This window comes from Herminiimonas arsenitoxidans, assembly GCF_900130075.1.
Taxonomy (GTDB): domain Bacteria; phylum Pseudomonadota; class Gammaproteobacteria; order Burkholderiales; family Burkholderiaceae_D; genus Oxalicibacterium; species Oxalicibacterium arsenitoxidans.
Genome location: NZ_LT671418.1, coordinates 1249955 through 1268694, shown reverse-complemented (window position 1 = coordinate 1268694; position 18740 = coordinate 1249955). Strand labels below are relative to the sequence as shown.

At 49.5% G+C, this 18740-nt stretch carries 15 protein-coding genes and 1 tRNA gene; 11 read left to right on the top strand and 5 right to left on the bottom strand.

Annotated features, from left to right (window positions below; translation table 11 throughout):
• Positions 1–36: 36 nt before the first annotated feature.
• On the bottom strand, positions 37–825 hold the full coding sequence (gene fabI, locus BQ6873_RS05965) for an enoyl-ACP reductase FabI (protein WP_076593967.1): 789 nt from the start codon (positions 823–825) through the stop codon (positions 37–39).
• Positions 826–1066: 241 nt separating this feature from the next.
• Here fabI and BQ6873_RS05960 point away from each other — a divergent pair, with 241 nt between their 5' ends.
• The 4 genes from BQ6873_RS05960 to BQ6873_RS05945 are packed head-to-tail and all read left to right on the top strand — an operon-like array spanning position 1067 to position 6612.
• Positions 1067–2884: an extracellular solute-binding protein gene (locus BQ6873_RS05960; protein WP_076591830.1), complete on the top strand. Its 1818-nt coding sequence runs from the start codon at positions 1067–1069 to the stop codon at positions 2882–2884.
• Positions 2885–2894: 10 nt separating this feature from the next.
• Positions 2895–3956, top strand: a complete 1062-nt coding sequence (locus BQ6873_RS05955; RefSeq protein ID WP_076591829.1) for a microcin C ABC transporter permease YejB — start codon at positions 2895–2897, stop codon at positions 3954–3956.
• A complete protein-coding gene (locus tag BQ6873_RS05950) occupies positions 3953–5011 on the top strand; it encodes an ABC transporter permease (protein ID WP_076591828.1) in 1059 nt (352 codons plus the stop codon). The genes BQ6873_RS05955 and BQ6873_RS05950 overlap by 4 nt, the downstream gene beginning before the upstream one ends.
• On the top strand, positions 5008–6612 hold the full coding sequence (locus BQ6873_RS05945) for an ABC transporter ATP-binding protein (protein ID WP_076591827.1): 1605 nt from the start codon (positions 5008–5010) through the stop codon (positions 6610–6612). The genes BQ6873_RS05950 and BQ6873_RS05945 overlap by 4 nt, the downstream gene beginning before the upstream one ends.
• A 9-nt stretch (positions 6613–6621) precedes the next feature.
• Here the strand turns inward: BQ6873_RS05945 and BQ6873_RS05940 are convergent, their stop codons facing one another.
• Complete coding sequence (locus BQ6873_RS05940; RefSeq protein WP_231949290.1) at positions 6622–8169, bottom strand: transglycosylase SLT domain-containing protein; 1548 nt, start codon at positions 8167–8169, stop codon at positions 6622–6624.
• Between the two features lie 256 nt (positions 8170–8425).
• On the bottom strand, positions 8426–9199 hold the full coding sequence (gloB, locus tag BQ6873_RS05935; protein ID WP_076593966.1) for a hydroxyacylglutathione hydrolase: 774 nt from the start codon (positions 9197–9199) through the stop codon (positions 8426–8428).
• A 4-nt stretch (positions 9200–9203) separates the two neighbouring features.
• Between gloB and BQ6873_RS05930 the strand changes: the two genes are divergently transcribed.
• The 4 genes from BQ6873_RS05930 (at position 9204) to BQ6873_RS05915 (ending at position 11316) form a co-directional block, all read left to right on the top strand.
• A complete protein-coding gene (locus BQ6873_RS05930; RefSeq protein ID WP_076591825.1) occupies positions 9204–9974 on the top strand; it encodes a class I SAM-dependent methyltransferase in 771 nt (256 codons plus the stop codon).
• Positions 9975–9992: 18 nt separating this feature from the next.
• Positions 9993–10427, top strand: coding sequence for a ribonuclease HI (gene rnhA / locus BQ6873_RS05925; protein ID WP_076593965.1), 435 nt, complete (start codon positions 9993–9995; stop codon positions 10425–10427).
• Positions 10428–10496: 69 nt separating this feature from the next.
• Positions 10497–11204, top strand: coding sequence for a DNA polymerase III subunit epsilon (dnaQ, locus tag BQ6873_RS05920; protein ID WP_076591824.1), 708 nt, complete (start codon positions 10497–10499; stop codon positions 11202–11204).
• Positions 11205–11241: 37 nt separating this feature from the next.
• Positions 11242–11316 (top strand) — tRNA-Val (locus tag BQ6873_RS05915).
• Between the two features lie 297 nt (positions 11317–11613).
• On the opposite strand, the gene BQ6873_RS05910 is transcribed toward BQ6873_RS05915, so the two are convergent.
• Together BQ6873_RS05910 and BQ6873_RS05905 are read right to left on the bottom strand one after the other, a co-directional pair.
• A complete protein-coding gene (locus BQ6873_RS05910) occupies positions 11614–12408 on the bottom strand; it encodes a hydroxymethylpyrimidine/phosphomethylpyrimidine kinase (protein ID WP_076591823.1) in 795 nt (264 codons plus the stop codon).
• 199 nt (positions 12409–12607) lie between these two features.
• A complete protein-coding gene (locus tag BQ6873_RS05905) occupies positions 12608–15304 on the bottom strand; it encodes an EAL domain-containing protein (protein ID WP_076591822.1) in 2697 nt (898 codons plus the stop codon).
• Between the two features lie 746 nt (positions 15305–16050).
• Here BQ6873_RS05905 and BQ6873_RS05900 point away from each other — a divergent pair.
• The 3 genes from BQ6873_RS05900 to BQ6873_RS05885 all read left to right on the top strand — a co-directional run bounded on the left by BQ6873_RS05900 (position 16051) and on the right by BQ6873_RS05885 (position 18538).
• Entirely contained in the window at positions 16051–16365 is a 315-nt protein-coding gene (locus BQ6873_RS05900; protein WP_231949289.1) for a hypothetical protein, read from the top strand.
• 51 nt (positions 16366–16416) lie between these two features.
• Entirely contained in the window at positions 16417–16782 is a 366-nt protein-coding gene (locus BQ6873_RS05895; RefSeq protein ID WP_076591820.1) for a hypothetical protein, read from the top strand.
• 418 nt (positions 16783–17200) lie between these two features.
• A complete protein-coding gene (locus tag BQ6873_RS05885) occupies positions 17201–18538 on the top strand; it encodes an SAM-dependent methyltransferase (protein WP_083664399.1) in 1338 nt (445 codons plus the stop codon).
• Positions 18539–18740 lie beyond the last annotated feature (202 nt).

The window sequence follows — 18740 nt, the reverse complement described above, 5'->3', positions numbered from 1 at the left end:
GGAATCGAGTCGTTTATTGGACTCGATGCATCGCGTTTATTCCACGCCGTTCATGCCACCGACCACATGCGAGAAGCCGCCGTCGACGTAAGTGATTTCGCCAGTGATGCCGCCCGACAGATCGGACAAGAGGAAGGCTGCTGCATTGCCGACATCTTCGATCGTGACGTTGCGACGCAATGGTGCATGCGCTTTGACGAAGTTGAGGATCTTGCTGAAGTCTTTGATGCCGCTGGCAGCCAGAGTCTTGATCGGGCCAGCGGAGATGCCGTTGACGCGTACGCCTTTTGGTCCGAGCGATTCAGCCATGTAACGTACGCTGGCTTCCAGCGATGCTTTTGCCAGGCCCATGGTGTTGTAGTTAGGCAGCGCGCGCATCGAGCCGAGGTAGGTTAAGGTCAATAATGCTGCATTCGGACGCAACATCGGCAGCGCAGCTTTGGCCATCGCCGGGAAGCTGTATGCGGAGATGTCGTGCGCGATCTTGAAGCCTTCGCGTGAAATACCGTCGAGGAAGTCGCCAGCAATAACTTCGCGTGGTGCAAAGCCGATTGCGTGAACCAGACCGTCGAGGTGATCCCACGATTTGCCCAGATCGGCAAACAGTGCAGCGATTTGTTCATCGCTACCGACGTCGCAATCGAATACCAGTGTGCTGTCGAATTCTTTGGCGAATTCGGTAATGCGATCCTTGAAGCGGTCGCCGACGTAGGTGAATGCGAGTTCAGCGCCTTCGCGCTTGCAAGCAGCAGCAATGCCGTATGCGATGGAGCGGTTCGATAACAAACCGGTGATGAGGATTTTTTTGCCTTGCAAGAATGCCATGAACGACTCCAGTGGATTTTCGACAGTAAAGCGCGCGAATAAGTGCGGAATGGGCAAGATTGTAGGGGCTAGTCGGCGCAACGGCAACTTTTGTGACAATTCTCCGGTTTTTGCCAGCTTTGTCGCAGGTGTATGTAAGAGTGTACTTGCGTCTATGCGATTCTGTAGAATAGCCAGAACGTCAATATGCTGTGGCTTACCGAGCAGCGCGATCAGCAGGCAACTTATCCACGACAGGCGCATGGCTAAATCACTTTTTTCTCTTCTGCTGTTTTGTTTTATTTCTCAACGCAGCAGCGCCTTTGCCGCACATGCTTTCTCTCTCTACGACACGCCCAAGTATCCGGCCGGTTTCACTCATTTTGATTTTGTGAATCCGGACGCACCTAAAGGTGGTGAATTATTCCTTGCGAACCCAGATCGCCGTACCAGCTTCGATAAATTCAATCCCTTCTCGATGAAGGGTGTATCGGCGGCCGGACTTACCAATCTGATGTTTGAAAGCCTGACGACTTCTTCTAGCGGCTCTGAAGCCATTACGGATGAAGTGGCGACCATGTACGGTTTGCTGGCTGAAGATATGGAGTTGGCACCAGATCGTATGGCCATGACTTTCCGCCTCAATCCGAAAGCACGCTTCAATAATGGCGATCCGGTGCTGGCGGCAGACGTCAAATATTCCTTCGACACGCTGGTAGCCAAAGGTGCGCCGCAAGTCAAATCGCTGCTAGCGAATGTGAAGCAATGCGTGGTGCTGAATGAACGCACCGTGCGTTTCGACTTCAAGACGCTCAATCGTGAAATGCCTTTGATTGTTGGCAGCGTGCCTGTGTTTTCGCGCAAATGGGCAGCGGGTACTGACTTCGACAAGATAGGACTGACACCGCCGATAACCACCGGCCCTTATCTGATTGATAGATACGATACTGGTCGTTCCATTAGTTACAAGCTGAACCCGAATTACTGGGGCAAAGATCTTGCTACGCGCAAAGGCATGTTCAACTTCGCACGTATCAACTATCGCTTCTACAAGGATGATGTGGCGCGTCTGGAAGCATTCAAGGCTGGTGAGTTTGATCTGGTCGTGGAGAACAGCGCAAAGAATTGGGCGCGTAGTTACAAGGGGCCGAAATTCAATAGCGGTGCAATCATTAAACGTGAGCTGGCGCATTCCAACGGTGCCGGCATGCAAGGCTTCATGATGAATCTGCGTCGCCCGCAATTTCAGGATGTACGTGTGCGACAGGCGCTGGGTTTGGCACTCGACTATGAATGGATGAACCGCCAGCTATTCTTTGGTTCTTACAAACGCATTTACTCCTTCTTCAATAACAGTCCGATGGCAGCCACAGGTTCGCCTTCAGCAGACGAACTGGTATTGCTGGAGCCACTGCGCAAGCAACTGGACCCGGCGGTATTCGGTCCAGCACCGATACCGCCAAATACCAATCCACCTGGTTCGCTGCGTACCAACTTGTTGAAAGCAGTCGAACTATTCCGTCAAGCCGGTTGGGAATATCGCGACGGTGCTTTGCGTAATGCCAAAGGTGAGCCATTTGCGTTTGAAATCATGGACGATCAATCCGCCATGTCGCGGGTGATCAGCATCTACGTACGCAACTTGCAAAAGCTAGGTATTCAAGTGACGCAACGCACGGCTGATTATGCCTTGATACAAAAGCGCATGGAAGACTTTGATTACGATATGACCAGCATCCGCTTCTCGGACGTCAGCACACCTGGTAATGAGATGTTCGATATGTTCGGTTCCAAGGCGGCGGATGAAAAAGGTTCGAGCAATGTTTGGGGCTTAAAAGATCCTGCCGTCGATCGCCTTGTTGAAGCGCTGGTGGCGGCAGATAGTCGGACAGAGCTGCAAGGTGCTGCCCGTGCATTGGATCGCGTACTGTTAAACAAGCATATTGTCATTCCGCAATGGTATTCATCTACGCATAGGATCGCTTACTGGAACCGTTTTGGCATGCCGGTCAAGTTGCCGCTGTATTACCAGCCTGATCCTTATGTGATTTCAACCTGGTGGCAAGAAAAAGCAAAATGAGGATCTTGCGATGAATCTGTGGTCTTACATAATCAAACGCGTGTTGCTGATGGTCCCCACCTTATTGGGTGTGATCGCGATTACCTTTGCTGTCATTCAGTTCGTACCAGGGGGCCCGGTTGAGCAGGCTTTGGTGGAATTGAAAGGGCAGTTTGGCGCAGGCGGTGAGGCAGGTGGCGGTGGTAGCTCGCAATATCGTGGCCGTCAGGGCATAGATGCCGAGCGCGTAGCGGAAATCAAGGCGCTGTACGGTTTCGACAAACCGCCCGTGGAACGCTTTTGGCAAATGCTGAAAGGTTTTGCCACCTTTGATCTCGGACAAAGTTTTTATCATCACAAAGATGTATGGGATTTGGTGGTGTCGAAATTACCGGTCTCTATCACGATAGGGATGTGGACTTTTTTTCTGACTTATTTCATCTCGCTGCCGCTTGGGATCGCGAAAGCTGTGCGCGAAGGTAGTCGTTTCGATTCGCTCACCAGCATCGTGGTGCTGGTCGGTTATTCAATTCCCGGTTTTATCCTCGGTGTTTTCCTGTTGGTGATGTTCGGCGGCGGCAGCTTTGTGCAGTGGTTTCCGCTGCGCGGCTTGACCTCGGATAATTGGGATCAACTGTCGCTGATTGGCAAGGTGCTTGATTATCTGTGGCACATCACTTTGCCGGTGACTGCATCGGTGGCAGGTTCGTTTGCCGTGATGACGATGCTGACGAAGAACACCTTCCTCGAAGAAATTCGCAAGCAATATGTGCTGACCGCGCGCGCCAAAGGTTTGAGCGAAAACGCAGTTTTGTACAAGCATGTATTTCGCAATGCATTGATTCCATTGGTGACTGGTTTCCCCGCTGCATTCATAGGTGCGTTCTTTGCCGGCAGTCTGTTGATCGAAACCTTGTTCTCGCTGGATGGCTTGGGCTTGCTGTCTTACGAATCGGTGATCCGACGAGATTATCCGGTTGTGATGGGTACGCTCTATCTCTTTACGCTGATCGGTTTGGTGGTCAAGTTGCTGGGTGACTTGTGCTACGTCTGGGCCGATCCGCGCTTGCAGTTTGAAAGTCTCAACCGATGAATTTACCTTCCACTTCTTCATCACCTGCCGCAGAGTCTGTATCGCCGGGACGGCGCGTTTGGTTACGCTTCAAGAAGAATCGTCGCGGCTACTGGAGCCTGATCATTTTCAGTATTTTGGTGGCCATCAGTTTGATGGCAGAGCTAGTGTCCAACGACAAACCATTGATCGCACGCTATAACGGCGAGTTGGTATTCCCCATTTTCAATACGTATTCGGAGAAAAAGTTCGGCGGTGATTTCGAGTCGCCTGCCGACTATCTTGATCCTTTCATACGTGATCAATTCAAGAAGAACGGCAATTGGGCGATCTATCCGCTTAATCATTACCACTACGACACGCTGAATTATTTCGCCACCTCACCGAATCCGGCACCACCTTCTGCCGAGAATTGGCTGGGTACCGATGATAGAGGACGCGATGTGGCTGCACGCTTGTTGTACGGTTTTCGTGTCTCTGTGCTATTCGGATTGGCGCTGACGGTTACTGGGGTATTGCTAGGCGTGATTACAGGTGCGATCCAGGGTTACTTCGCGGGCAAGACGGACTTGTTCTTCCAGCGCTTTATGGAAATCTGGGGCTCTATGCCTGAGCTGTATTTGTTGATTATTTTTGCTTCGATTTTTCAACCGAGCATAGGTTTGCTATTGATTTTGCTTTCACTGTTTGGTTGGATGAGTTTGTCTGATTATGTACGTGCCGACTTCCTGCGCAATCGCAATCTGGAATATGTACAGGCGGCGCGTGCGATGGGTTTGTCGAATGGACAGATCATCTGGCGTCACGTGCTGCCGAATAGCCTGACGCCGGTAGTGACCTTTTTGCCGTTCCGCATGAGTGGGGCGATTCTGGCTTTGACGAGTCTGGATTTTCTTGGTTTGGGCGTGCCTGCATCAACAGCCAGCCTTGGTGAGTTGCTGGCACAGGGCAAGAATAATCTGGATGCGTGGTGGATTGCTTTGTCGACCTTTGTAGTGCTGACGGTGATGTTGCTGCTGTTGACCAATATTGGCGATGCCTTGCGCAACTCGCTGGATGTCCGGAGGAAAGCATGAGTCTGCTGGATATTCAAAACTTGCAGGTGTCCTTCGATACCAGCAAAGTTGTCAACGATGTCAGCTTCAGTATTGCTGCCGGTGAAAAATTTGCGCTGGTAGGTGAATCAGGCTCGGGCAAGACCGTCACTGCACTTTCGCTATTACGTCTGAATCAGGATGCGACGTATGGCGGCAAGATTCTGTTTGAAGGTCAGGACATCCTGCAAAAAACCGAAGCGGCAATGCGTTCGGTACGCGGCAATGATGTAGCGATGATCTTCCAGGAGCCGATGACAGCGCTCAATCCCTTGTTCACGATAGGCAATCAGATTGCAGAAGTATTGATGCTGCATGAGGGTATCAGTGCAAAAAAGGCAGCTGTACGTACAGTCGAATTGCTCGACAAGACTGGTATTCCAGAGCCACAACGACGCGCACTATCGTATCCGCATCAACTGTCTGGTGGACAGCGCCAGCGCGCCATGATTGCGATGGCTTTGGCGTGTAAACCAAAATTGTTGATCGCCGATGAGCCGACCACTGCACTGGATGTGACGATACAAGTACAGATCGTCGAATTATTGAATCAGTTACAGCGCGAAGAAAATATGGCCGTGCTGATGATTACGCATGACTTGAATCTGGTACGTCATTTTGCTGATCGTGTCGGTGTGATGGAAAAAGGCAAGTTGATCGAAGTAGCGACCACGCAAGAATTGTTCGCCGCTCCGCGCGAAGCTTATACGCAGAAATTATTGGCAAGCCAACCGCATCAATTGGTCAATCCCGTGAACGAGACGGCCAAACCACTACTGAATGCGGAACAGATTCGCTGTACCTTCGATATCAAAAAAGGCTGGTTCAAAACCACGCCGTTTGTTGCCGTCGATGATGTTGATGTGCAAGTACGTCCCGGTGAAACGTTAGGCATAGTCGGCGAATCAGGCTCCGGCAAGTCCACACTGGGTTTGGCCTTGTTGCGTCTGTCCAGTGCGAAGGTGAAGGGTGCAATCGCATTTGAAGGTAAGTCGATCGCGGATATGAGTCGTGATGCACTGCGACCTTTACGTGCGCGCATGCAGATCGTATTCCAGGATCCCTTTGCCTCGCTGTCACCACGCCGCACCATAGAACAAATCGTAGGCGAAGGTTTGGCCTTGCATCAACCTAAATTGGGCGCAGCAGGAATTCGCAAAGCGGTGGCTGATGGTTTGCTGGAAGTCGGATTATCGCCAGAGATGATGACGCGTTATCCACATGAGTTCTCCGGTGGGCAGCGTCAGCGGATTGCGATTGCGCGTGCGCTAGTATTGAAGCCGGATCTGATTTTGCTGGATGAACCTACTTCATCGCTGGATGTGTCGGTGCAACATCAGGTCTTGTTGCTACTGGCAGAGTTGCAGCGCAAATACGGCATGGCTTACATTTTCATCAGCCACGATTTGGCAGTGATACGCGCGATGGCGCATCGTGTGATGGTGATGAAGGATGGCAAGGTAGTAGAGAAGGGTGTGACGGAGTCCGTGTTATCGAACCCGCTTGAACCTTATACACAACGTTTGTTGGCAGCCTCGGTTTACGCTCGCCCCGATGAGCATACTGCAGCGGGGCATGCGTAGAGAGTAAGCTTATTTGATGTTGCTACCGCTGGCGGAAGCTACGCTGATTTTGTTGTTGGAACGGTTGTTGTGAGATTTCGCGACAACCGTTTTTGTTTTGACGGTGTGGCTAGCTTGCTTGATGTTGTGCTTTGTATTGGTTTTCGTTTTGTTTGCTACGGCGCTATACGGGACGTGCAATTCCAGCTTCTGTCCGCTGGCCAGTTTGTCGTGACGCAGATTATTCCAGTTCTTGATTTGCGCGATAGTGACTTTGTAACGGCTCGCCAGCGAATTGATGGTGTCTTTTTTCTTCACGGTCACGTTGATGCGCTTGGTATCCGGCACATCAGGTGTCATCGCCAGCGTCGCGTTGTCGGCAACTTCCTGCGTAATATCCTTTTGTGCAGAATCTTCTGTGCGTGGCACCAGGATGGTCGAGCCAGCCTTTAGCAACATCTTCGGCGGGATATTGTTGACCTCACGGATAACTTGCGGTGTCGTGTGGAATTTGGCTGCGATCGTTTCTATGCGTTCGCGTGCATTGGTCACGCGGTGCGCCGTCCATGAAGACAATGCGTGTCCCCATTTCGCCAAATTAGCCTTGAATTTATCAGCATTGCTTTGCGGCAGGAGAATTTGTGTATTGCTGCTGCCGGTAATGACAGGACGATTGAATTGCGGATTCAAGGCCTTGAATTCATCCATAGGCATTTCTGCCAATTGCGCTGCCAGCTTGACGTCGATGTCACGTGTTTTTGCAACGCTGACAAAGTAAGGCTGGTTATCAACCTTTAACAGCGTAATGCCGTAGGCATCCGGTGTTGCGATGATGTTTTTGACGGCTTGCAGCTTGGGTACGTAGTTCTTTGTTTCTGCCGGCATGTAAGCGGAGAGACTGTTGAAGTCGGTTCCTACGCCAGCTGCTTCTGCTTTCTTGATCGCGCGTTGTACTGAGCCTTCGCCCCAGTTGTAAGCCGCGAGTGCCAGTTGCCAGTCACCAAACATCCCATACAATTTTTGCAGATAAGTCAGTGCTGCATCGGTTGAAGCCAGCACGCTACGACGCTCATCCCTGAACATATTCTGTTTCAGGTTGAAATCACGTCCGGTAGATGGAATGAATTGCCACATGCCGGCAGCTTTGGCTGTGGAATAGGCTTGTGGGTTGAATGCGGATTCGATGAACGGTAGTAATGCCAGTTCAGTCGGCATGTTGCGTTTTTCCAGTTCTTCCACCACGTGGTACAGGTAGAGCGATGCGCGCTTGGTGGTGCGGCCGATATAGTCAGGTCGCGAGCTGTACCAAAGTGTCTGGTTGATGACTAACTGGTTATCAACCAGATCGGGAATCGCAAAGCCCTTGCGTATGCGTGCCCAGACGTCTGCGTCGCTGGTAACGACAAATTCACTGAGTGGATCGTTGGCGAGGCTGGGATTGTCTTGGAGGGCGGCGTCTTTTACCCAGTTGTACGCTGGTAAGGATAGATCGCTGGCGGCGTGGGCGAAGCCTGCAATGCTCAATAGAGCGGCGGCGGAAGTAATTCTGAATGGCACTTTAAAATCGGATATAGGCATGGGATCTCGCAAAAATGACCGACCCATGAGCAGCCGGTTGAAAAGGATAATGGCCGAGTGTAAGTAATGCGCATTTTCCGAGTCAAGACAATTTACACAACAGCTAGTGTTTTCCGTGGCTATTTCCACTAAAAACGGGTGTCAAAGCGATAATGTTTTCGCAAGGAAATGGGAAATGCGCGCATATCGGTATATGCCATGAAGCAATTTTCATGCAAACGGCTATCGGTTTTTAAACCTGAGGTGGGTAAAACGTTTAGCGGAAGTTGTTCTTCCACTCGCGCAAGGCGGTAAAAACAGCAACAGGATCTTTGCTATTTACGCGGCCTTCGGCTATCAAATGTTGAGCAATTGCCGGTTCACGTGCACGCAAAAAGGGATTGGTTGATTTTTCCAGCCCTATATTGGAAGGTACGGTTGGAATGTCTTGATCGCGTTTTGCCTGGTCTGCCTTGAATCGTGCTGAAAGTGCAGCATTGTCTGGCTCTGCTGCAAGCGCAAAGCGCAGGTTGGAGATCGTATATTCGTGCGCGCAGTAGACTTTGGTGTCATCCGGCAGTGCAGCCAGCTTGTCCAGCGATGACAACATTTGTGTAGGTGTACCTTCGAACAAGCGACCGCAGCCGCCGGCAAAGAGGGTATCGCCGCAGAACAGCCAGCCTTGTTCTTTTGCTACATAAGCGATGTGGCCTAGCGTATGGCCGGGCACGTGCAGCACAGATAGATTAAGGCCTAGCTCGGGGATGTTGACGATATCGCCCTCATCCAGCGCTGTGGTCACGTTGGCAATCGGATCATGACGTGGTGCAAAAACCGGCACTTTGCAGTGTTGCAGGAGAGTTGATACGCCGCCGACATGGTCACTATGGTGATGAGTCAGTAGAATAGCGACCAACGACAGCTTGTGCGTTTCCAGCGCGGCAAGAATCGGCGCAGCATCGCCCGGGTCCACCACGGCAGCATGTACGCCATCGTGGATAATCCAAAGGTAATTGTCGTTAAACGCGGGAACAGTTAGTACACTCAACATACGCATGGAAACATTTTCTACAGAAAAATCCATTATATCCCTCGGCCCCTGGCTAGAGACGCCGACCGGCAATTACGTGCGGAATTGGGAGCATGCGCGCCTGGACGAGCTGACTGTGGATATTTTTGGCTTCAATGCGACACAGCTGGGTTTGCCACAGATTCAAGCCTTGCGTGCGAGCCGGATGCCGCATACATGGCTGACGGATACAAATGTTCCATCAACTGACAGTAATAATGAGGCGCGGCGGATTGTTGTAGTGCAGGATTTTGAAGAACTGCCGTATGCATCTGCCAGTATCGATTTGATTGTTCTGCCGCATGTGCTGGAATTTGCGACAGAACCGCATCAAGTACTGCGCGAAGTGGAGCGTGTCTTGATTCCCGAAGGGCAGCTCATTATCTGCGGTTTTAATCCTTACAGTTTTTGGGGCGCGCGCCAGATGCTGGGACGCTTGAGCGAATCTTATTTTTTACCGCAGGAAGGCGAATTCATCAGCCTGCCGCGTATGAGAGATTGGCTGAAGTTATTGAATATGGAAGTCAGCAACGGATATTTCGGTTGTTACGCACCGCCGTGTGAAAGTGAGAAATGGCTGAATCGTTTTTCCTTCATGGAAAATATCGGCGAGCGCTGGTGGCCTTACTTGGGCGCAGTCTACGTGGTGCAGGCGATCAAGCGTGTCAAAGGCATGCATTTGATAGGACCGGCCTTGAAGAGACAAAAAGCAGGCGCACCGCAAGGCGTACCCGCAACTAACAAAATACATAGATAAGAAATACACAATATGAGCATGGACAAGATAGATATTTATAGCGATGGTGCCTGCAAAGGCAATCCTGGTCGCGGGGGCTGGGGTGCTTTGCTGGTGATGGGCGAACGCGAGAAAGAAATATTCGGTGGCGAGCTGAATACCACCAATAATCGTATGGAGCTGAAGGCAGTGATAGAAGCGTTGAATGTGTTGACGCGTCCCTGTGAAGTCGTGGTGCATACTGATAGTCAGTACGTACAAAAAGGCATCAGCGAATGGATACATGGCTGGAAGGCGCGCGGCTGGAAAACCGCGGCCAAGGCACCGGTCAAGAATGTAGATCTATGGCAGGCGCTAGATGCGGCACAGGCGCGCCACAAAATAGAATGGCGCTGGGTACGCGGACATAATGGTCATGCAGGTAATGAGCGCGCCGATGCGCTTGCCAATCGCGGCGTCGAAGTCGCAGTCTAAGCTGGGCTCGATAAGTACTCGTTTTTCCTCACACCTTTTGAATACTGAATTCTGGAATATTAAATAAGCATGCGACAAATTGTTCTCGATACCGAAACCACAGGCTTGAATCCGCGTTCCGGCGATCGTATCATTGAAATCGGTTGCGTCGAGTTGGTCAATCGACGTTTGACTGGTAATAACTTCCATCACTACATCAATCCTGAGCGCGACTCGGAAGAGGGCGCGTTGGCAGTCCACGGTTTGACGACAGAATTTCTCAGCGATAAACCGAAGTTTGCGGAAATTGCCAATGAATTCCGCGATTACATCAGCGGTGCAGAAGTCATCATCCACAATGCACCGTTTGACGTTGGCTTTCTCGATGCCGAGTTCAAGCGTGTGAATACGCCTAGCTTCAAAGAGCATGTAGGCGACATCGTTGATACGTTGGTGCAGGCGAAGGAAATGCATCCGGGCAAACGTAATTCGCTCGATGCCTTGTGCGATCGCTACGGCATCTCGAATGCGCATCGCGCATTGCACGGCGCGTTGTTGGATGCCGAGTTATTAGCTGAAGTGTATTTGGCCATGACACGTGGTCAAAACAGCCTGACGATGGATCTGGGTGGGCCGGAGGTTGATAGTGATGGCCTTGCGTTGGAAATGGTCGCGATTGCCGATGTTTTGCTACAGCCGGCAACGGAAGAAGAATTAGCCGAGCATGAAGTCGTGATGAAAAGTCTGGACAAAGAAGTGAGAGGGCAATGTCTGTGGCGCAAGGCTGAGGCGAATTGATGCCTAGTTGCTTTTGTGAGATAATTTGCGCCGCTTCGGGAGGTTAGCTCAGGGGTAGAGCGATCGCCTCACACGCGATAGGTCACAAGTTCGAAACTTGTACTTCCCACCACGATTTCCATTATGTATTTTTCATCTTTTGAAAAATATTCATAATAACGCTTGCATTCTCATTGGGAATAAGTGTATATTGATTGCGTAACGAGTTCGCTCGTTCACAGATTTGCCACTTTCCACTATAGGACTGGGTGAGTCGAAAATACTAGCCTGCTTCCTTTTCGGTCGCGGGCTTTTTGCTTTCTGGGGCAAAATAAATCCCGTATCGCTTCTTTTTACGAAGCCCTTACACAATAAAAATGCCTGCCGGTTTCCCGTCAGGCATTTTTGTTTTCTAAGAGATGCTTTGTTCTTACGCGCAAAAATCCAATGGCAGGCGACGTGGGAAATGCTGGCCTTTGCCTGGACGATCTGCATCGCGCAAGGTGCGCCATGTATAAGCCAGCGCCGCTTCCACTGCAGTCACAATATTTTCTCCTAATGCGAGTCGACCAGCCAGAGTACTGGCGAGTGTGCAGCCTGAACCGTGATAGCTGCCTGGCAAGCGCGCGCAGGTAAATGTCTGGAAGGTACCGTCGCGTGAATACAGTCGGTTATGAACTTCCTCTTCATCGCCGTGGCCGCCGGTAATGAGCAAGTGCTGGCAGAAGGGCAGTAATTTTTCTGCACATTGATCCGGCGTGCCGTTTGGCAGTTCAGCCAGAATGCGTGCTTCCGGTAGATTTGGTGTGGCGATTGTTGCAAGCGGCAAGAGTCGCTCACGCATCGCATAGCCGACTTCATCTTTGCCGAGTGCACCGCCACCGCCAGCGCGCAATACGGGATCGCACACAATCGGAACATGAGCAAGGCGTCGCAGAATTTGTGTGACGGTATCTACCATCTCGACTGAACCGAGCATGCCGAGCTTGATGCCGGCCACAGGTAAATCGGTGATAACCGCTTCGGCTTGCGCCAATACCCATGCGGAATCCAGTACGCGAAAGTCGGATACATCGACCGAGTTTTGCACGGTGAGTGCAGTAACCGTTGGCGCAGCATGGCAGCCTTGCGCCATTAACGCTTCGATATCAGCTTGCAGGCCGGCACCGCCGCTGGGATCGTGACCGGAGAGACAAAGAACGATAGGACGTGCAGAAGTATTCATTGTGCAGATTGACTCTTTAAACATGGCTGCCTGTAGCTATTACTAACAGTGACGGCAGACCTGAAAAAAATGTGTGGCGCGAGTATTGATTTGAACAATCGTAGCCAGACGCGTTGCGGTGAACATTATAGCTGCGACTGCCTGCTTCGATGCGAATTGCGGGAGCAGCACGCAGGATGACGTATTGTCGCTGGTGCGATCAAGGGAAGAGGTTTTGTTTGTGTATCACCGCAGCGATGTCACCAGCCGGTAAGGGCCGCGCAACGTAATATCCCTGTATTTCATCGCAAGAAAGTGTTTGTAAAATTTTTAATTGCTCTATGGTCTCCACACCTTCAGCCACCACGCGCATGCCCAGCGCTTTTGCCATAGAGACAATTGCGGTGAAGAAGATTTCACCATCTTTGCCTCTGCCAAGTTGCGAAGTAAATGCTTGGTCGATCTTGAGTACATCCATATCCAGTCGTTGCAATAGAGAGAGTGATGAATATCCGGTGCCGAAATCATCGACATGTACCTTGATGCCCATCCCGTTGATGGCGGTAATTTCATCGAAGATGTCGCCGACATTGCGCATCATTGCTGATTCGGTCAGTTCTATTTCCAGGAGCTTCGCAGGAATCGCATATTTTTCCAGATTGGCCGCCAGCATCTTTTTGACCTTGCCTTCATTGAACTGATGCGGGGAGACATTGACGGATACAGGGACAACTTCAACACCTTGTTTTATCCATGCAGCAAGTTGTGCGCATACTTTATCGACGACGATTTCACCGATTGGATTGATCAAACCTGTTTCTTCAGCCAAGCTGATAAAGTCGTTCGGCATGACCAGTCCACGTTCTGGATGTTGCCAGCGGATGAGTGCCTCTACACCAAGTAATTTACCGGTCAACGTTTGCACGCGCGGTTGGTAATAGATCAGGAATTGATCTTCCTTGACCGCTTGCAGCAGCTCCTGTTCTGTATTGAGCCGCATCTTGATGTCTTCGTATAGCGTGTGGTCATAAAAACGGAATTGCCCTTTGCAGCCGGTTTTTGCTGCATACATTGCGATGTCCGCATTCTTGATCAAGGTTTCCACATCCTGCCCGTCGCGCGGGAATATGCTGATGCCGATGGAGGCACCTATCTTGTTTTTTTGTGGTGTCGTGTCGCGTGAGATATCAAAGGGTTCGCGCAAAATCTGGTTGATGGAAAACGCGATATGCGCGGCTTCTTCTTCGCTATGAATCGCTTCCAATATGACGGTGAATTCGTCACCGCCGATTCTGATGATTTTGTCGCTTGCGCGCACGACGGATCTTAAGCGCATTGCTACAGTACACAAGAGTTGATCACCAGCAGAATGGCCGAGTGTATCGTTGATATTTTTAAAATCATCCAGATCGATGAACAGAATAGCCAACATGGTGTGATTGGCTTTGGCTGTTGCCAGCGCTCTTGGCAGATACGTCATGAGCCAATGGCGATTCGGCAAAGCTGTCAGGCCATCTTCTGTCGCTAGACGTGCCATTTCACGTTCGTGGCGCTTGGGTTCGCTAATGTCGCGCAAGGTAACGGCGAGGCCATTTTCTGAACGGACAAATTTCCTTTTCAGCCATTCTGCATCGATAGGACTTTCTGGCGGCACTGGGTAATCATCTTCATAGAAGCCGGTTTCCATCGCGATGCGATAAGCACCCATGACTTTTTCAAAATATGAGCCAGAATAGAAATCTGAAACTTTGACGCCGGTAAATTTTTCTTTATCGATGTTGTAGAACGATGCACCTTTTTCATTACAATCCACGACTTGGAAATCGGTAATGTATCCATTCCTGTCACGCATCGGCAGCAGAATATAAAACCCTTCGTTACCACCTTCCGTAGCGATGCGATAGGTCTCCCTGATGGCATCGGCTTGCTGTTTTCGCCAAGCCAATCGTATCGACATCCACATCGCCATGGCAGCAAATAGAAACAGAATGCCACTGCCGATGATGGCAATTTTTCGATACATGTCGTGATGGTCTTCATAAGGCAGCAGAATATCTTCCTTGCTTAAGCCGACCAATACAAAAAAAGGATAGTCGTTTATTTTTTGTGTTGTGATGAAATGCGTCTGCGCGCTGGGAAGCAGGGCGACATTAGCCGTCATGTCTGCGATGCCATTATTTTTAGCCGTAGGAAGTGGTATGAGTGATAGGCCGTCACTGTAGTGGTCATTCACTTTGGTCATGCGTTCAACACCATCTTCACCAACGAAGGCAAGTATTCCATCGTGCCCAAGAATGGGGTCGTCGGAAAAAAGTGTAAAGAATTCTGGAGCAATTCCAATGACGAGAACGCCACCGAATGTGCCATCTTCGTTTTCAAGTCGGCGAGATACTTGTACGATTTTTTTCTTGCTTAATCTACCTATCGTAGGTGCACCTATACGTAATTCGCTGGAAACGTTTTTTTGATGAAATTGAAAATAATCGCGATCAGTGACGGTGAACGTTTCAGTAACAGGAATCGTGGTTGTTACAGGTACACCGTTCTCATCGTAAATGGCGATGGATGCAAATTGTGGAATGTTCAATAAACCTTGATCCGCCATTTCCTCAAAGCCTAGGTAACCGTTAGAACGTTCCCATCCATATTTTATTTGCTGTGATAGCTGATCCAGTTGTTCCAGGGTTCTGGTTAAATATTGTGCGTAAGCCTTGGAAATGGAAACGGCTTGTTTGGCTGCATTTTCTTGTAGCAGTTTTTTGTCGTTCGCCAGTTTTGAATAGATGGCACTCCATAGCAAAGCCATCAATAACAAGGCGAGCAGGGGCCACAAAATGACGAGACGTAGATGACGTTGAATGAAACTGATTTTCGGTGAGCTATCGCGCGGGTAATCCCCTTGGTTTTTCGCATGCATAAGAATAGTCAACCGAACGTAGGTTATTTTCTGAGATGGAAATTGGAGGTAAGCGAGCGACAGCGAAAGAATGCGACTCTGCGCTGGCTCTTGGGATTGGTGACTAAACAATCCGGGAGGTCGAAGAACGTTTCTTGCTAACAGGCTTGTCTAAAAAATTTAAATATGTAGCAATTTCTTTGTATAAAGGTTGTGTTTAAAGCGGCTTTTCCCCTAACAAGCTCAACGTATATTTATTTTGTTGAATGCAGATATTTGCTTCTGCTGTTTGCGTAGAGCGACTTAGTTTAGTCATTCAAAAATATTGCTGTTATCCCATAAATATGGGATGTAAATTAGTGGTAATCAGTTAATTAACAAATGGCGATATTTTTGATGGTTAGTACAGTATTGCCTAGAGGGAAATTCGCTTGCCTGCTACTTTGCGTGTAGCTTGTTAGACAAATTTTTATTTGATGATTTAACAAATTCATTCGGACGTATCGAGCAATCATTAATTAATTGATATGTAAATTGACGTTTAATCTGATTTTGCCTCCCCCATTTTTGAGATGCCAGACCTTGGCATTAATGTCTTGGGAATTTATCGTTAGGCTTGATGAGGTAATGCGGTCCACGTTTTGACGTGGTGTGATCTTGTTGTGATTGATTGGAGTGATTTCGTCGTAATCTGTGTCTTGCTGTCAGGCTATGGGACGCGTACCATGAGGTCAGAAAAATAATGACATATTTTTATGGAGACATCGATGTCAGTACATTTGATTGAGGCAGTGCGTTTTAACGATGCAGGCGATAGAGTTGAAATGGTTAGATGGGGAAGGGGACACCGTAAAGGGGATGGTTCTCCAGGCTGGGAAGCAGTGACAGCAGAACATGACGTTAGTCTGGTAGTCGATGCCTTGCATTTCGGTGATGAGGTGGCTACAGCGTTCAAGGTTGGAAACGATATGGTGTTGGGTCCTAGAGTTCACATCGTTATCCATCAACACGGCATTGAAGACATTGATACGATCGACCATGATGTTCCTGGTCGTACCTTGGCTGATTTGCCGCGCTTTTAATTTGTCGCCATTCGGCGGCAGGTACACATATATTTGAGATTGGATGCAGTAATGGGTGGTGATTTATCAGTAGATGAGTTCAATGCGCTGGATGAAATAGTTGCTGGCGTAAAGCAAGGACGACCATCTGCCTGCGTGGCAAGAAATACCAAGCGTCTGCTTGGACTCAAATATATCGAGTATGCAAAAAGCGGCAATCTTGTCTTGACCGATAAAGGCAAGCAAACCTTGTTCATCAAGAGCTGCATCAATGGCTTGCGTGCAATAGCCAATGATCCGCTTGCTGTGCTGAAATCGGATGTGGTGACCTTCCTTGGTAAGAAAGGTCATATCGCAGCGAAAGAAGCGGATGGCGGTTTCGATATCACTGAAAAAGGCCGGGAATGCCTGGCTGATATTGATGCTCGTAGTAAATAATTTCAGTTTTTCTTGAAGTCATATTTGCACGTTCCCTGAGTTTCAGCGTGAACGGCAGATTTGCAAACATGATCGTATAATCGCCTCTAGCTACCATGTTGCCATTTCGATGGCATCATGGCGCGGTTAAGTTAATGAGTATGGTTGGGCGTGCTGAATGCCTGATGAAGTCGGAGTAACTGTTTTTCTGCTTTTAAAAAAAGGAGGAAAGTTACATGAAATCTGATTACTTACTTGCATCAAACCTGCTCCAGTCCATGACTGGCGGTAGGAGAAGTAGAATCGGCTGCGCATTACAGGCAGCGATTATCTCCAGGCTCAGTGAACGTCGGGCCGCGTTTCATGTCTATACCATTCTTATTGCAGCCGCACGAGCGTGTGCGGTCCCGTCAGGATTTTTTCAGATAGGGCTTAAGCGATGAACGATCGAAACAACAATCTCGTAACCTCTTCTTCCTTGTTACCAGAATCTTTCAGTACTCCGCAGACAGATGCTGCGCTGCGTATTCTGAAGCATCTTTTGCATAATTTTCCAGGTGCGACAGCATTTCGTTTGATGGGTGAAAAGCTCGACGAAATCGAAATTACGACACCGAAATTCACGCTGCTGTTAAGAGATCCCGCTGTCTTGCGCAAGCTGGTATTCGGCCGCAGTCCTTTGCCGCTGGCCGATGCCTATATCAATGGCCTGATCGATATCGATGGCGATCTGTATGCGGCGCTTGGTTTGAAGCAGTATTTTGCATCCTTCGATTTTTCACTGGGGACGCGTTGGGCGCTATTGCGTGATGCATGGCGCCTTCCATCCAAACCAAAAAATTTGCCGACCACACCTTTCGGCTCTGGTGATTTTGCGCACAAGCATTCCAAGAGTAGCGATCAGGCGGCGATTTCCTTTCACTACGATGTGTCGAACTCTTTCTATAAATTGTGGCTGGACAAGCAGATGGTGTATTCGTGCGCCTACTTTCATACGCTGGACGACACGTTGGAGCAAGCGCAAGAAAACAAACTGGATCATATCTGTCGCAAATTGCGTTTGAAGCCCGGTGAACGCTTCCTTGACGTTGGTTGTGGCTGGGGTGCAATGGTGTGCTGGGCTGCAAGTCATTATGGCGTGAAGGCGCATGGCATTACATTGAGTCAGAAACAGTATGAGTATGCGCAAGCGCGTATTCAGGCAGAAGGCTTGAGCCATCTGGTGACGGTTGAGTTGCGTGATTATCGCGATCTGGAAGGTGAGTCTGTCTACGACAAGATTTCCAGTATTGGCATGTTTGAGCATGTAGGCCTAGCTAATTTGCCGGTCTATAACTCCACGATCAAACGCGTGTTGCGTCCGGGTGGTCTATTCCTTAATCACGGCATTACGCATGATGAAGAAGGCTGGCAACGCACGATAGATACGGAATTCATTAATCGTTATGTCTTCCCGGATGGTGAGCTGGATACAGTCAGCAATATTCAACGTCGTATGGAGCAGACCGGTTTTGAAATTCATGATGTCGAGGCGTTGCGTCCGCACTATGCGCTTACGCTCAGACAATGGGTCAGCAGATTAGAAGATAAGCGAGAGGATGCGCTGCAGTATGTCGGCGAATCAGCGTACCGCGTCTGGCGTTTGTATATGGCGGCATGTGCATTGGAATTTGAATACGGGGGAACTGGCATCTATCAAATCCTTGCATCGAAACCAGGCGGGCCAGTTCCTGCAGTGCCATTGACGCGGAGTGATATCTACGCTGCGGGTAGTTAGAAATCGAGAATTAAAACTGTCTGAAAAGACAAAAGAAAAGGGCCTGGTTCTTACACTAGGCCCTTTGTATTTTGTGGCTCGATTTCTTAATGGAGTTATCGACGAATCTTTTCTGTAAGATGAGTCCCGAGTTGGGCAATATTGATAGTTGTTCAGTCGTAATGTGCAGTTCGTCTTATCGATGTTTGATCAGATCAAGGAA

Bases quoted from the DNA above. Each gene is read 5' to 3' on its own strand.
- fabI (WP_076593967.1), bottom strand. From the start codon at position 825: ATGGCATTCTTGCAAGGCAAAAAAATCCTCATCACCGGTTTGTTATCG.
- BQ6873_RS05960 (WP_076591830.1), top strand. From the start codon at position 1,067: ATGGCTAAATCACTTTTTTCTCTTCTGCTGTTTTGTTTTATTTCTCAA.
- BQ6873_RS05955 (WP_076591829.1), top strand. From the start codon at position 2,895: ATGAATCTGTGGTCTTACATAATCAAACGCGTGTTGCTGATGGTCCCC.
- BQ6873_RS05950 (WP_076591828.1), top strand. From the start codon at position 3,953: ATGAATTTACCTTCCACTTCTTCATCACCTGCCGCAGAGTCTGTATCG.
- BQ6873_RS05945 (WP_076591827.1), top strand. From the start codon at position 5,008: ATGAGTCTGCTGGATATTCAAAACTTGCAGGTGTCCTTCGATACCAGC.
- BQ6873_RS05940 (WP_231949290.1), bottom strand. From the start codon at position 8,169: ATGCCTATATCCGATTTTAAAGTGCCATTCAGAATTACTTCCGCCGCC.
- gloB (WP_076593966.1), bottom strand. From the start codon at position 9,199: ATGTTGAGTGTACTAACTGTTCCCGCGTTTAACGACAATTACCTTTGG.
- BQ6873_RS05930 (WP_076591825.1), top strand. From the start codon at position 9,204: ATGGAAACATTTTCTACAGAAAAATCCATTATATCCCTCGGCCCCTGG.
- rnhA (WP_076593965.1), top strand. From the start codon at position 9,993: ATGGACAAGATAGATATTTATAGCGATGGTGCCTGCAAAGGCAATCCT.
- dnaQ (WP_076591824.1), top strand. From the start codon at position 10,497: ATGCGACAAATTGTTCTCGATACCGAAACCACAGGCTTGAATCCGCGT.
- BQ6873_RS05910 (WP_076591823.1), bottom strand. From the start codon at position 12,408: ATGAATACTTCTGCACGTCCTATCGTTCTTTGTCTCTCCGGTCACGAT.
- BQ6873_RS05905 (WP_076591822.1), bottom strand. From the start codon at position 15,304: ATGCATGCGAAAAACCAAGGGGATTACCCGCGCGATAGCTCACCGAAA.
- BQ6873_RS05900 (WP_231949289.1), top strand. From the start codon at position 16,051: ATGTCAGTACATTTGATTGAGGCAGTGCGTTTTAACGATGCAGGCGAT.
- BQ6873_RS05895 (WP_076591820.1), top strand. From the start codon at position 16,417: ATGGGTGGTGATTTATCAGTAGATGAGTTCAATGCGCTGGATGAAATA.
- BQ6873_RS05885 (WP_083664399.1), top strand. From the start codon at position 17,201: ATGAACGATCGAAACAACAATCTCGTAACCTCTTCTTCCTTGTTACCA.